The organism is Dyadobacter crusticola DSM 16708 (assembly GCF_000701505.1).
GTDB lineage: Bacteria > Bacteroidota > Bacteroidia > Cytophagales > Spirosomataceae > Dyadobacter > Dyadobacter crusticola.
In genome coordinates this window covers 83,811-97,774 of sequence record NZ_KL370787.1, presented here as the reverse complement: position 1 = coordinate 97,774, position 13,964 = coordinate 83,811, and the positions used below count along the sequence as shown (strand labels likewise).

14 protein-coding genes are annotated in these 13,964 nt (G+C 46.0%); 12 read left to right on the top strand and 2 right to left on the bottom strand.

Going from position 1 to position 13,964, the window contains the following annotated elements:
• Window positions 1-5 precede the first annotated feature (5 nt).
• The 4 genes from Q369_RS0125150 to Q369_RS0125135 all read left to right on the top strand — a co-directional run bounded on the left by Q369_RS0125150 (window position 6) and on the right by Q369_RS0125135 (window position 2,932).
• Window positions 6-974: a CPBP family intramembrane glutamic endopeptidase gene (locus Q369_RS0125150; protein WP_031530480.1), complete on the top strand. Its 969-nt coding sequence runs from the start codon at window positions 6-8 to the stop codon at window positions 972-974.
• Between the two features lie 15 nt (window positions 975-989).
• Window positions 990-1,211, top strand: a complete 222-nt coding sequence (locus Q369_RS0125145; protein WP_031530479.1) for a putative signal transducing protein — start codon at window positions 990-992, stop codon at window positions 1,209-1,211.
• Window positions 1,183-2,016 (top strand): phosphatidate cytidylyltransferase, encoded by an 834-nt coding sequence (locus Q369_RS0125140; protein ID WP_031530478.1) that lies wholly within the window; start codon window positions 1,183-1,185, stop codon window positions 2,014-2,016. The genes Q369_RS0125145 and Q369_RS0125140 overlap by 29 nt, the downstream gene beginning before the upstream one ends.
• Window positions 2,017-2,185: 169 nt before the next feature.
• The gene (locus Q369_RS0125135; RefSeq protein ID WP_031530477.1) at window positions 2,186-2,932 is read left to right on the top strand and encodes a carboxypeptidase-like regulatory domain-containing protein; all 747 of its coding nucleotides are present in this window, start codon (window positions 2,186-2,188) and stop codon (window positions 2,930-2,932) included.
• On the opposite strand, the gene Q369_RS0125130 is transcribed toward Q369_RS0125135, so the two are convergent.
• Entirely contained in the window at window positions 2,929-3,771 is an 843-nt protein-coding gene (locus Q369_RS0125130; protein WP_229206946.1) for a UDP-2,3-diacylglucosamine diphosphatase, read from the bottom strand. The genes Q369_RS0125135 and Q369_RS0125130 overlap by 4 nt on opposite strands.
• Window positions 3,772-3,876: 105 nt before the next feature.
• Here Q369_RS0125130 and Q369_RS0125125 point away from each other — a divergent pair, with 105 nt between their 5' ends.
• Window positions 3,877-4,620 carry a hypothetical protein gene (locus tag Q369_RS0125125; RefSeq protein ID WP_031530475.1) on the top strand — a complete coding sequence of 248 codons (744 nt, stop codon included), beginning with the start codon at window positions 3,877-3,879 and terminating at the stop codon, window positions 4,618-4,620.
• 52 nt (window positions 4,621-4,672) lie between these two features.
• On the opposite strand, the gene Q369_RS0125120 is transcribed toward Q369_RS0125125, so the two are convergent.
• Window positions 4,673-5,182, bottom strand: a complete 510-nt coding sequence (locus Q369_RS0125120; RefSeq protein WP_031530474.1) for a DUF4494 domain-containing protein — start codon at window positions 5,180-5,182, stop codon at window positions 4,673-4,675.
• Between the two features lie 143 nt (window positions 5,183-5,325).
• Between Q369_RS0125120 and Q369_RS0125115 the strand changes: the two genes are divergently transcribed.
• The 7 genes from Q369_RS0125115 to Q369_RS0125085 all read left to right on the top strand — a co-directional run bounded on the left by Q369_RS0125115 (window position 5,326) and on the right by Q369_RS0125085 (window position 13,908).
• Entirely contained in the window at window positions 5,326-5,958 is a 633-nt protein-coding gene (locus Q369_RS0125115; protein ID WP_031530473.1) for a hypothetical protein, read from the top strand.
• A gap of 34 nt (window positions 5,959-5,992) precedes the next feature.
• Window positions 5,993-7,825, top strand: a complete 1,833-nt coding sequence (locus tag Q369_RS0125110) for a hypothetical protein (RefSeq protein WP_229206945.1) — start codon at window positions 5,993-5,995, stop codon at window positions 7,823-7,825.
• A 21-nt stretch (window positions 7,826-7,846) separates the two neighbouring features.
• On the top strand, window positions 7,847-8,611 hold the full coding sequence (locus tag Q369_RS0125105; protein ID WP_031530471.1) for an exodeoxyribonuclease III: 765 nt from the start codon (window positions 7,847-7,849) through the stop codon (window positions 8,609-8,611).
• Window positions 8,612-8,698: 87 nt separating this feature from the next.
• Window positions 8,699-9,283 carry a Uma2 family endonuclease gene (locus tag Q369_RS0125100; RefSeq protein WP_031530470.1) on the top strand — a complete coding sequence of 195 codons (585 nt, stop codon included), beginning with the start codon at window positions 8,699-8,701 and terminating at the stop codon, window positions 9,281-9,283.
• A gap of 24 nt (window positions 9,284-9,307) precedes the next feature.
• Window positions 9,308-9,904 carry a pseudouridine synthase gene (locus tag Q369_RS0125095; protein ID WP_031530469.1) on the top strand — a complete coding sequence of 199 codons (597 nt, stop codon included), beginning with the start codon at window positions 9,308-9,310 and terminating at the stop codon, window positions 9,902-9,904.
• Window positions 9,905-10,000: 96 nt separating this feature from the next.
• Complete coding sequence (mutS, locus tag Q369_RS0125090; RefSeq protein WP_031530468.1) at window positions 10,001-12,664, top strand: DNA mismatch repair protein MutS; 2,664 nt, start codon at window positions 10,001-10,003, stop codon at window positions 12,662-12,664.
• Between the two features lie 53 nt (window positions 12,665-12,717).
• Window positions 12,718-13,908 carry a nucleoside permease gene (locus Q369_RS0125085; protein WP_031530467.1) on the top strand — a complete coding sequence of 397 codons (1,191 nt, stop codon included), beginning with the start codon at window positions 12,718-12,720 and terminating at the stop codon, window positions 13,906-13,908.
• Window positions 13,909-13,964 lie beyond the last annotated feature (56 nt).

Below are 13,964 nucleotides of genomic sequence, written 5' to 3'. Positions count from 1 at the left end.
CAATTATGCAAAATAGTAATCAGGATCTGGTGGTTTCCCGGGCACCTACTGTGTGGGGCAGTTTATTGGTTTTGACCGGTTTTGTGCTCATCGGAATGGCCGTGGGGAATATCCTGGCCGTGGTGATCCTGGCGCTGTTTTTCTCTTCCGATCAGGTTGGCGTGACTGTGCTCCTTAATCAGCTGATCACTACTCCTGCCAAAGTTCAGAACGGCTGGTACGCATTAATGGTTTTGCAGGGAACCGTGCATTTCTTCTCCTACCTGCTGCCTTCGGTACTTTTCTGGATTTATATAGATAAGAAACCAATCCGGGAGGTGAATACGCGGCAGCATCCGTCGCCAGTAATCTGGTTGCTCGCTTTCTTGCTGGTACTCGTATTCATTCCCCTCAATAGTAAGTTCATTGAATGGAATGCAGCCATGAATTTGCCGGATGCATTGTCCGGACTCGAAATATGGATGCGCCAAAAGGAGGACCAGCTTTCGGTGATGACCGCCTTTTTAACAAATTATAAAACATTCAGTCAGCTGTTAATTGCATTGTTTGTGGTAACCCTCTTGCCTGCCGTGGGAGAGGAGGCACTATTTCGTGGTGTAATACAAACAAAGCTGCTGAAAGCAACTAGCAATCCGCACGCTGCGATCTGGATTTCGGCCGCTATTTTCAGTGCAATTCATTTTCAGTTTTATGGATTTTTACCAAGAATGATGCTCGGCGCATTGTTCGGGTATCTTTTTTATTGGACAGGTAATTTCTGGGTAGCAGTACTCGCGCACTTTGTGAATAATGGATTTGTGCTGGTCATGATGTACCTGCACAACCTGGGCATGATTGATGTAAACATTGAAGAAACCAAGTCCATGCCGCTGGTGCTGATTACAGTTTCGCTTTTTATGTCTGCAGGCATTCTCAGGTTTATCAGGCAGGTTAGTGTGACGGAGCAAGGTTCAGGACGAAGGGGAGAATTTTAACTATATTTCAGAAAAATGGATGAAAATTGGATAAAAGCATATCAGAGCTCACAAATGATCCGGGCTGAGATAGCAAGAGAGATATTCGAGCAAAATGGAATTCCGGCGGTTATTGTCAATAGAAAGGATAGCAGTTATCCGATCTTCGGAATGTGCGAAGTACACGTTCCTGCCAGTGATATAGCCAGGGCCCAAACGATATTAATGAATGAAGACGCAATTAAGCAATCTGAATAATTTACAGCAAAGAACTATAACAGGCTTAGCCGGTGTAATTGTCATAATTGGTTGTATACTTTACAGTGAACTTACCTTTCTCCTGCTTTTTTGCGCCATCAGTTCGCTGACCCAGCTCGAATTCTACAAGCTGCTGGGTCTGGATGGAAATCAGCCACTTACATATTATGGTACGTTCTGTGGCACAGTTATGATGTTACTTGCGTACTTGATAGAGCAGGACATTGTACCGTTTGAAAATTACTTCATCATCAGCCCGCTGCTGTCAATGATCTTCTTTATCAAACTATACAAGAAAAATGATCTGAAACCATTTACAAACATCGGTTTCACTTTTTTAGGGATCATTTATGTAGCCCTGCCTTTTTCACTCATAATCGTAATGGCAATGCGCGGCGGACGGTATAATTACGAGATTGTTTTAGGAAGCCTGTTATTGTTGTGGGCCTCTGACATTGGCGGGTATTTCGCGGGGACTAAATTTGGGAAAAGGAAGCTATTTGAACGGATTTCCCCCAAAAAGTCTTGGGAAGGAGCAATGGGAAGTGCAGCTTTCGCCGCTGTTATCGCATTTGCTTTGGGGCATTATTTCCGTACCTTCGAACCCTGGAAATGGTACTGCATCGGGGCGATTATAGTTGTTTTGGGCACTTATGGCGACCTGGTTGAGTCACTTTTCAAACGAAGTATCGCCATTAAAGACTCCGGCAGCAGTATCCCCGGCCATGGAGGTTTTCTCGACCGTTTCGACGGACTGCTGCTCTCTGCGCCGTTTATCGTTACTTTTTTAAAGTTATTTTCCTGACGATCGACGCTTTATAAAGTAACCGGGCAATCCCTTAACCCGGCAGCTCGTTTTAATCAGGAACGAATTTTTACACACACTTCAAATAAAAAGGTCTATCAGTTGGAAAATGAAACTTTTGCAGACCGGCATATTCGCACAACAGGTCTGAAAGTATAACCTCGAAAGAATGAAACGTAGTTTTTTAATATTGCTGTTGGTGATCGCAGGGCTGGTATCGGGCCGGGAGGTATTTGCGCAGGGTGAACAAAAAGCCATTACATTCTCCGGTATGGTAGTCGGTGGAAAGCAGACCGAAATACTCCCGGGCGCAACAATCTTCATTGTTAATGCGGGACGCGGTACATTGTCCAGGAGCGACGGATCATTTACGATCAAAGTATTCCCTGGCGACAGCATTGTTTTTGGCTATGTTGGGTACAAAAATCAATACCACATTGTGCCACGGAACTACAACTCTGACATTTATTCGGCGATTGTAGCATTGCGTGAAGATGTAATAACGCTTACAGGTGTGACGATTTACCCGTATTCTACGGAAGAAGAGTTCAAAAAAGCATTTCTGGAATTGAAGCTGCCTGACCAGGCTGACAGAGATGCGCTTGCGAAGAGTACCGATCCTGATTATATCAACAGAATGGCGGCCCAGGTGCCCAATAATGCACAGACCAACTATCGCTATTCAATGGACCAGCTCATGTTTGGTCGTGAGTCTGCGGCAGGTAAAGGCTTTGCAACTACGTTCCCGTTCCTGAACCCGTTTGCGTGGGCCAACTTTATCAAATCGGTTAAAAAAGGAGATTTGAAGCAAAAAGACTGGCGCAAAGATCTGAATGCGGCACCCAGAGAAAATATCACAAAGCAGGACTTTATTCCTTCCGACACTGAAACTCAAAAGAAGAACAGCGCCAACTAAACAGCAGCTCGGGTAAATTTCTTTAACTCCATATTAGACCCATCGAATACAGCAAAATGCTGTTGCGTAACCCATTCGCCGAGATTAATGTAGCGCGAGTTGGTATTTACCCGCATATCCAGGGTGAGGTGCCGGTGGCCAAAAACGTAGTACTGATGCGGGCGTTTCGACTCCACTTCTTTGCAATATTGGAAAAGCCACTCGTTATTTTCCCCTAAAAAGCGCTCTTCTCCTTTATTGACATTAGCCAGGCGGCTGCGCCGCGACCAGGCAGTAGCGATCCAAATCCCAAAATCCGGGTGAGTTAATCTAAAAATCAGCTGGAAAAAGGGACTTTCAAATATGCGTTTTAAGAACTTGTAAGTACTGTCGCCCGGCCCCAAACCATCGCCGTGACCTACTAATGCTTTCTGTGTTTCTCCCTCGCTTACAAAATCAAAGCTTACAGGATTTCGGTAAATGGAGGCTCCGATTTCATCAGTAAGGTAGCCCGACATCCACATATCATGGTTCCCTGTAAATATGATAAGCTCAATGCCTTTGTCCGACAGCTCGGCCAGCTTTCCCAGTAACCTTACAAAGCCTTTCGGAACAACCGTTTTGTATTCAAACCAAAAGTCGAAAAGGTCGCCAACAAGAAAGATAGTCTGTGCGTCGCGCTCGATGGAGGTAAGCCAGCTCACGATCAGCTTCTCGCGCTCACGGCTGCTGGCAGGTGAAGGAACACCCAGGTGGTAATCGGATGAAAAGTAAATACGCTTTCCCGGCTGTAATAAAATTGTCCTTGTCTCGAACTTCATGGAATCAATGCAAATGCCGCGCAAGTTACGATGTTCCATTTAAATCAGAAGTGTGTGTCAAATGGACGAGTGATCAAATCCGGTAGCTGCCTGGTTTTTCTTCCGGCCTCTTTTTAGATTGCATACTTTAAACCAGATTTTGAAATGAAAAACATTTGCCGGGTTCTCGTACTCATATTGATCGTTGCCGCCGCGCAGCAGAATGCACTGGCACAAGCTCCAAAGAAAATACCTGCCGACAAGCAGCGCGCATTACAATGGAAGCCTGAGAAAGGACAGTATTATTTCAGTCACTCAATTGTATTTGACTACCAGAACAAGGCAGATAAGACCAGTGGAAAACTGAAAATCTACCTTGATCCGGTAACTGGCGCTATGTGTTTCAAAAAGGAAAGTAGTTTCGGAGAAGGTGGAAAAGCATTCGATTTCGTGATCGGCTTTCCCGATGGGAAATACATTTATTGCGGGAAGGATGAAAATGGTAAAAAAATCAGGATCAATGAACTGGTGAAAGAATTGAAGCCGGATGCGGAAACGAAAGCGGAGCAAAAAGAGAACTTCACCACCTATTGTATCCCGACAGGAAACAAGCGGGTCGACTTTGGTTTGTCAAGTGAAGAATACGACATCACTTACGCCACTTCCGATAACAAAGACAAAGTATGGCTGACCCAGACACCTTTTAGCGTATACCCATTATATGGAATGGAATTTGTGGAAGGAGCTGTAAGTCTGCCCGTTACATTTGACTATATGCACCTGCTGCCAGGTAACCAGCTCGTGACGGAGATTAACTCGAAAGATCTGAGCCTGAAACTAACCAGCCTTGAAAAAGATCCTTTTCTGGCGGTAACGAAAGGTTACCAGGAAGTGAAAGTGAATGATTAAATATAAAACCTGGATTTACATCATTTTGATACAAATCCAGGTTTTATGCTCTTTATGCATTTTCAGCAAGCTCGCGCTCAGCTTTCACTTCTGAAAGCGGCCGCATGTTTGCAGGAATCTCAGGCTCCTGGTCTTCCTCGGCTGTGTAAGGGAAAACGTCCAGAATAGGGGTAAGGTTAATATCTGTGGTTTCGTAAGGGATCAAGAAGTTGCGCATACTTTCGTTGATACGGTCCAGCGCCTGCTGAATACCGTCTGCATTCACCAGCATATAATTCACGATCTTCTTCTCTTTTCCGCTCTTTTCATCAACTGAAAAATAAATCACTTTGGCTTTAAACCACTGCTCACCTTCTTCGTAGGCAAACAGGTCGGCCAGCCGCATTCTTGTAATACTCGTCACACTGAAATCGCTGGCGCCGGTCACAATCTGCTTATACAGTCTTGCTTCTGATTCTGTGTAAGAAACCGCGTCCACGAGGTATGTTTCATTGATCGTTTTCAAGCTTCCAGCCTCATCTTCTTTTTGATACCTGATCTTTCCTAAATACCAGCTTGCCATAAATTTCTTTCGATTGAATTAATAAAGTCTGCAAATGTAGAGGCTTGCGCGAATGTGGCAAAAAAATATGAAGCTAAACTAATAATGCAAAAACGCAGTATGCGTTCTGATACCTACTGTTTAACTTGCAAAAAAATTTAATGATGAAAAAGAACTTAGCTGTTGGGCTGATATTGATAATAGCGGGCATTTTATCCTCGTGCGGAGTTGGAAAACAGGTTTCGGAAGCCAAAACTTTTGGTGAATGTAAATACGATATCCGTTCCGTAGATAGTGTTTACCTGGGCGGTATTGATGTGCGAGAATTCCGCAACCTACGCAGTTTCAATGATTTTGATCTCGCCAAATATCCGGGCCTCGCAATGGGACTGCTGAGAAAGAATGTTCCGCTTGATCTGCGCGTCAATCTGGATATTACAAACCCGACCAAGAAACGCGCGGCGATTAATCAGCTTGAATACAAGGTTTTATTATCTGACAATGAGATTTTTAATGGGTACCTCAGTCAGTTAATCGAAGTGTTGCCGGGTACCGGAAGCACTAGAGTGCCTGTTAAGCTGAATGCGAATGCGTACCAGTTACTGACAAACGACAAGACGCGCGACCAGTTTGTGAATATGATCCTGTCGCTAACCGGCAAGGCTGATGCGAAACCGACCAAATTCACCGTAAAAGTGAAGCCTACACTGGATATCGCCGGAAAGCAGGTCGACTATCCGGGCTACATTACTTTTGAAAAAGAGATCACAAGCCAGATGATCACAGGGGTTAGGTAACCTCCGCTATTGGCACCAACAATCAGACACTATTTTGAAGTTATTTTTAGATAATCCTCATTTATCAGCGTATTTCGGCCTCGTAGTTGCCCTTTTTCTGCTTTTTGGCGCCACGTTTGTCGCACCTAAATTGGCAGCTGCCCGCAAGTGGCTGGCGATTATCCTGATCTTTGTACCGGTTATCTACTTCTACCTGATACTCGATGCCCATCTGATCAATATTCCATTTACAGACGATTTCAACCTGCTTGAAACAGTCGACAAACTCCGAAAGGCGCCCGATTTTCAAACAGCAATTCAGGCGCTTTTTGAGCAGGTTAACCAGCATCGTTTTGCCTTCGAGCGCATCGTGATGCTGGTTATGGTTTTTCTGACAGGCACAGTTAACATCAAAGCCCAGATTATCATAGGCGACCTGTTCTTGCTCGGGATACTTTACATGCTTTTCCGGGCGCTCAAAAAAGAGTCCATTCCTTTCTACTTTTTCATACCGGTACCCTACGTGCTTTTCAACCTGGTATTCTGGGAAAACGCATACTGGGGCATCGCTGCGCTTCAAAATACACCGCTGATCTTTTTTGCATTCGTAACAGCCTATGCAGTTGGTCGCGGCGACAACAAAGGTTTTTACCTAGGGCTGCTGGCTGCCTTGCTGACCACTTTTACAAGCGGCAGCGGCTTGCTGACGTGGATAATCGGGTTTATCATTCTGGCATTCCAAAAGCGTTTTCGCCTGGTTCTCGGCTGGGTTGCTGCTGCTACTGCATTCATTTTATTCTATTTTCTGTTTGATTATAATGTGATTCCTGCGAACGGAGAGAAGGTGTGGACGCATCCTGTTTTCAACTTTATCTTTGCATTAGGCTTTTGGGGAAATGCATTTTTCCTAGATGTTCGTCATCCGCTCGTTCCGCAGTTTCATACAGATCTGATCGCTTGCATTCTGTTGGGCGCACTCATTTTTCTGGTGTTTATTGGCTGGTCTCTCCGGATTTTCATCAAAAGGAAACTCGTTTGGAGTGACTGGTTTTTATGGGGTGCTATGATGTTCGCCTTGGGAACCGGCGCCATGTTCGTAATCAGCCGGCCAATCAACACTTACCTGATGTATGGCGGAAATGTGTTCTCCCGCCGGTATATGATCTTTGGGATTGCGCTGCTTGCTACCGCTTATTTGTGCTTTATCATTTTGGTTAAAAACAAAAAACCGCTGATGAATGTGGTAGCGGTACTCTCTGCTTTCACCTTTGTTTCGCTCAATTTCGTCAGCTACTATTTGTCGATCGTGCAGGTTAGGAAAATGCACGACGATCTGGTGATCGACAGCTACTATTGGAAAAACTACAACACATTCCTGACTGCAGGTGACCGGTTCGGCGATATCCCGTTCTGGAACCACCCGACGAGAATGAAAAACCTGGTAAATTCCCTGGAAGCGAGTGGACTGACAGACTTTTACCAGTTCAACACCGTTCCCGAACCAAGTCAGCTCCTGCAAAGAACTGCCGATTCTGCTGCCAAATTCCAGGGAACATTCAATGCTACCTTCCATTACCGCAATTCCGATAATAATGTACCTTTCCGCTATTATCAGTTTACGGCTCTTCAGGATGAAAATTCGCCTGCACCTTCGTATTTTGTACTGGCATCGGACCGGTATAAAGTAGTATTGCCGGCTGTTCCGGTTCCAAATCCGGCGGCCGAGTTGCTGAAAGGCGCCCATTATTACAGCAACAGCTACCGGTATTCGCTATTTAAGTCAAAGTTGCCCGAAGGTATCTTCGACGTCTGGCTGATGTACTCGGATCCGTCGGCGACAAGCAAATGGAAAACGTTGCCTACTGGGAAACGGGTGAAGATCCAATAACAGCATTAACACAGTCTGGCTATGCAGATACTTACCTACAATTTGAATGGGATCAGGGCAGCTTTGAAAAATGGACTGCTTGACTGGCTGAGCCAAAACCCGGCTGATATCCTGTGTTTTCAGGAGGTAAAAGCCACGCCCGACGTAGTCGATCTGTCAGGATTTGAAGCACTGGGCTACGAGCTCATCGGCTGGCATTCTGCTGAAAAAAAGGGATATAGCGGCGTTGCAATATTTTCAAAGCTCAAGCCCGACCTTGTTTCAGCCGGCTGTTCCATTCCGGCTTATGACCGGGAAGGCCGCGTACTCCGCGCTGATTTTGGTAACATAACCCTGCTCAACTGTTATTTTCCGTCTGGTACCAGCGGGGAGATCAGGCAGGCGGTTAAGATGACCTTTCTGGATGATTTCTTTATTTGGGCAGAGGAGCTGCGGAAAGAGCGGCCTAATCTGATCATTTGCGGCGACTATAATATCGCGCACAATGAAATAGATATCCACGATCCTGTACGTAACAAAAAGAATTCCGGCTTTCTTCCAGAGGAGCGTGCGTGGATGACCAAATGGTTTGGAAGTGGCTATACGGATGCATTCAGGTTTATGAACCCCGATTTACGCCAGTACTCCTGGTGGACTTACCGGGCTGGCGCCAGAGCCAATAACAAAGGCTGGCGCATTGATTACATTTCCGTAAGCGATAGCTTGCAGGATCGGATCATTGCAAGCCGGCAATTCAATGATGCTGTCCATTCGGACCATTGTCCTGTGTGGTTGGAAATTCGTTAGTACACTTGGTTCTTTTACGCCTGCCGTTCAATATTTCCCTCTCTCATTTTTCGTATTTTTGATCAAGCAGCATTTACTCAAATCGTTATGAAACTTGAACTGCCTATGACACTGAAAATGGGAAACCTGATGGACGAGGATACATTCTTTCAGCTTTGTCAAATGAATGACACACTCGAGCTCGAAAGGGACTCTCAAGGAAATATTATCGTTATGTCTCCAACAGGATCGTTTACAGGAAATTTCAATTCGCGCATTTCCGGCTTTTTGTTTTTATGGAACGAGCAAACAGGTGCGGGTATGTTGTTCGACTCGTCAACCGGTTTCACACTTCCAAACGGCGCGGTGCGCTCTCCAGATGTTTCCTGGATCCGGGAAGAAAGGTGGAATGCATTGATGCCGGAACAGCAGGAGAAATTCGCACCAATCTGTCCGGATTTTGTAATTGAAATCCGCTCCTTGTCTGACGATCTGAAGTATTTGACAGACAAGATGGACGAGTACATGGAAAACGGTGCACAACTTGGCTGGTTGATCGATCGGTTTGACAACAAAGTTTACATTTACCGTGCGGGTGAGCAGGTGATTACACAGGAAGGATTGAAGGTCAAGTTGGCTGGTGATCCGGTACTGCCGGGATTTGAGCTTGATCTTGCAACTGTTTTGAAGTAGTTATTTCTCCCTAATTCATTTCTTTTGTTCAAATACTATCTTATCTACAAACCATTCGGCATGCTCTCGCAATTTTCACGTGAGGGCGAGCATCCGACATTGGCTGACCTTGACTTTGAATTTGCCAAAGATATCTACCCGGTGGGTCGCCTGGATGCGGACAGCGAAGGCTTGCTGCTGCTGACCAATGATAATTTTCTCAAAACAAAGCTCCTTGAACCCCGTAACAAGCACACACGTACTTACTACGTACAGGTAGAAGGAGAAATAACCTCCGAAGCCTGTGAGCAGCTTAGTCGCGGCGTTACAATCAGTATCAATGGGAAAGCTTACAAGACACTTCCGGCAAGTGCACAACGAATTGAAGAACCCCCGCTTCCGGAGCGAGATCCGCCCATTCGTTTTCGCAAAAACATTCCCACTACCTGGCTTGCACTCACATTACGTGAAGGCAAAAACAGGCAGGTGCGAAGAATGACAGCCTCAGTCGGCTTTCCGACGCTTAGACTTGCACGCTGGTCGATCGGGAAATTTTCCCTCGCAGACAAAACCGGAAGTTTTCCTAAGTCCGGGGACGTATGGGAAGTTACGTCTGGCGAAGCCCGGCGCTTCTATGAATGAACAGTTTTGAAGGCTACAAAACCCTGGGCTGAGACTTGGCAAACCGGATAGAAGGCTTAATTTTGTAGATACCTGTTCTTAAAATAAGGCTGATAATTGGCAAAGGCACATAAAGAAACCCCGCTTAACAAACAATACAATCAGATCAAAGCGAAGTACCCAGGGGCATTACTGCTTTTCAGGGTTGGTGATTTTTATGAGACTTTCGGGGAAGATGCGATACGTGCATCCAAAATTCTCGGAATCGTTCTTACCCGCAGAAACAATGGCGGCTCGCATGAAGAGCTCGCCGGTTTTCCACACCATTCATTAGACAATTATTTACCCAAACTCGTACGCGCTGGCGAGCGCGTGGCCATTTGCGACCAGCTCGAAGATCCCGCCACAGCGAAAGGCATAGTGAAAAGAGGCGTAACCGAATTGGTTACTCCGGGTGTTTCCTACAACGATAATGTACTCGATACCCGCAGAAATAACTACCTCGCCGCTGTCCACTGCGGCGACAACAATCTGTACGGTATTGCCTTCCTTGATATCTCTACTGGGGAATTTATGACCTCGCAGGGAAATGCGGCGTACATTGACAAAATGCTTCAGGGTTTCTCGCCTGCGGAAGTGCTTTTCTGTAAAAAATTCAAACAGGAATTCAGTCAGCTTTTTGGAGGCAAATACCACACTTTTCAGTTGGAAGATTGGTGTTTCGGCTACGATTACGGCTACGAGCAGCTTACGTCGCATTTTCAGACCACAACCCTTAAAGGTTATGGTATAGAAACATTGCCGCTGGGTATCGTGGCCGCGGGCGTGATCCTGCATTATCTCAAAGAAACCGAACACAAGGAAGTTGCACATATTGGCCGGATCACCCGGCTGGAAGAGGAAAAGTACGTCTGGCTCGACCGGTTTACCGTCCGTAACCTCGAACTTGTTTACCCGCAGCAGGAAGGCGGCGTTCCGCTGATCCAGATTCTTGATCAGACAGTGACTCCAATGGGAGCCCGTTTGTTACGGAAATGGATGGTTTTGCCGCTCAAAGAAAAGCTGCCGATAGAAGAAAGGTTGAATATCGTGGGCCATTTTCTCAAACAGGAAAGTGTGCACGAGTCCATTCTTCAAAACCTGAAACTGATCGGCGACCTGGAACGTCTGATCTCGAAGGTGGCTGTGAGACGGATCAATCCGAAGGAACTGGTTCAGCTGAAAAGATCTTTGAACCAAATAGCCCCCATTAAAGAAAGTCTGTATAAGCTTCTTGAAAAAGAAAAAAAGAAGGCGAAAAAGGATGAAGCTGGGGAAATAATCCTGTCTTCTGAATTGCAAGTACTCCTAAAATACGCCGATCAGCTCGATCCCTGTATTGAGCTTGTGAACAAAATAGAAAACGAGCTCCGCGAGGATGCACCCGTACTTTCCAATCTCGGAAGAATGATCAAAAAAGGGGTAGATGCGGAGCTGGACGAGTTGCATGCGATTTCGTATGAAGGCAAAGATTACCTGTTGCAGCTTCAAAACCGGGAAATCGAGCGCACCGGCATCAGCTCTTTGAAAATTGCTTACAATAAAGTTTTTGGCTACTATCTGGAAGTCACTCACGCGCACCAGAATAAAGTGCCTGCCGAGTGGATCAGGAAGCAAACACTCGTGAATGCGGAACGGTATATCACGCCGGAGCTGAAAGAGTACGAAGAGAAAATCATCAATGCGGAAGACAGCATTGCAACCATAGAGTACCGGATATTCAGCGAGCTGATCACAGCAGCCACTGAGCAGGTGAATGCAATCCAGAAGAATGCTTCGATCATTTCCGCACTGGATGTACTCAGTTCATTTGCCATTGTAGCAGGGAAAAACAATTACGTGAAGCCGGTAATTACGGAAGACAACCGTTTGGACATTCGCGACGGTCGTCACCCTGTTATCGAACAGCAGCTGCCAATCAGTGAAAGTTATGTGCCGAATGATTTGTACCTGGATGATTCCTCTCAGCAGATCATCATTATTACCGGTCCCAACATGGCAGGTAAGTCTGCATTGCTGCGGCAAACTGCCCTCATCGTTTTAATGGCGCAAATGGGCTGTTACGTACCGGCCAAATCTGCGTCGATTGGGCTGGTTGACAAGATATTTACCCGGGTAGGGGCCAGTGACAATCTGAGTCGCGGCGAGAGTACATTTATGGTTGAAATGACCGAGACTGCCAGCATTCTCAATAACCTGAGCGATCGCAGCTTGATCCTGATGGACGAGATAGGGCGGGGAACCAGCACCTACGACGGCGTTTCTATTGCCTGGGCGATTACAGAATACCTGCATAACCAGCATGAATGTCGCCCCAAAACGCTGTTTGCGACACATTATCACGAGCTGAACCAGCTTTCTGATGATTTTCCGCGCATCAAGAATTTCAATGTAGCGGTGAAGGAGGTGGACAACAAAGTCATCTTTCTGCGGAAACTGAAACCCGGCGGAAGTGCGCACAGTTTCGGTATCCACGTAGCCCAAATCGCGGGAATGCCGCAGCCGATTGTACTTCGGGCCAGCGAAATCATGCAGCACCTTGAAAAGGAGCACATGACTTTGGAACACAAAAAGAAAATCAAGGAAATCCCCAAGAACAATTTCCAGCTCAGCATTTTCGAGCCGGCAGATCCCAAAATAGAAGAGCTCAAAGAGAAGCTTTCTGTGATCGACGTTAACACATTGTCGCCCATCGAGGCGCTTCTGAAATTGAATGAACTGCAAAAGCTGATCAAGAAGTAACAATCCTATTTACCAATTATCTAACCTAATAATCTCCTGCTCCTTTTTATGTTATGAAAAATTCAACGCGATTCCAATTGATGGCCATGATGTTCCTCCTCTACTTCATTTGGGGGTCATGGTATGGGCAAATGAGTAAGTATATGTTTACCGCCCTCAATGCGACGGGGGCACAAGTAGGAAATGCCTATGCCGCTTTTTCAATTGCGCAGATTATTGCACCATTTTTTGTCGGTATGATCGCTGACAGATATTTCGCCGCACAGAAAGTACTTGGCGTATTGAGCCTTGCTGGCGCTGTGTTGCTTTTCTTTCTTTCGGGTGTTACGGATGCAGATAATTTCTTCGGGATTATTCTGCTCTACTGTATCTCGTTTGCACCCATGATGTCACTTACAACATCCATTGCTATGCAGCAGGTTACTGATACTGAAAAGGATTTTCCGGCAATCCGCGTAATGGGAACGATTTCCTGGATCGTTGTTTCCAATATCATTGGATTTTATGGTTTCGGTGACAGTGTGATGATCTTCAAGATTTCAATGGTAGCGTCTGCACTACTTGGCGTTTATTCATTCTTTTTGCCGGATACCCCGCCAAAACCAAGTGTGAAGTCTTCTTTTTCCGACATCATGGGTTTGGACGCATTTAAGCTCTTTAAAGACCGTTCATTTGCCATCTTCTTCATGTCGTCGCTGCTCATTTGTATTCCGCTGTCGTTTTACTACGCAATGGCCAACCCGTCGCTAACTGATTCGGGTATGACGAATGTAGAAAACAAGATGTCGCTTGGACAGGTTTCCGAGGTTGTTTTCATGTTGTTGATCCCGCTCGCTTTTAGCCGTCTTGGTGTAAAATGGATGCTTGTAGTTGGTTTGATCGCCTGGATTGTCCGCTTTATTGGATTTGGTTATGGAGATGCCAACAGCGAGTGGCTGCTTTATCTTGCGATTATTCTCCACGGTGTTTGCTACGATTTCTTCTTCGTAACCGGACAGATTTATACCGACAGCAAAGCCGGCGAGAAATACAGGTCTTCTGCACAGGGATTGATTTCCATTGCTACCTACGGGATCGGGATGGGGATCGGCTCGTGGCTGGCTGGTCTGGTAGCGGATATGTACACAGTGGAAGGTGTAAAAGACTGGACGAGCATCTGGATGGTACCCGCTGCAATTGCTGCCGTGGTTCTCGTTCTTTTCGTTCTGTTCTTTAAAGATAACAAAGTACGGGCTACTGCTTAAAAGGCAGCAGGTTTGACGAGGCATCAAAAAAGCCCGCTAGCATTCCTGCTGCGGGC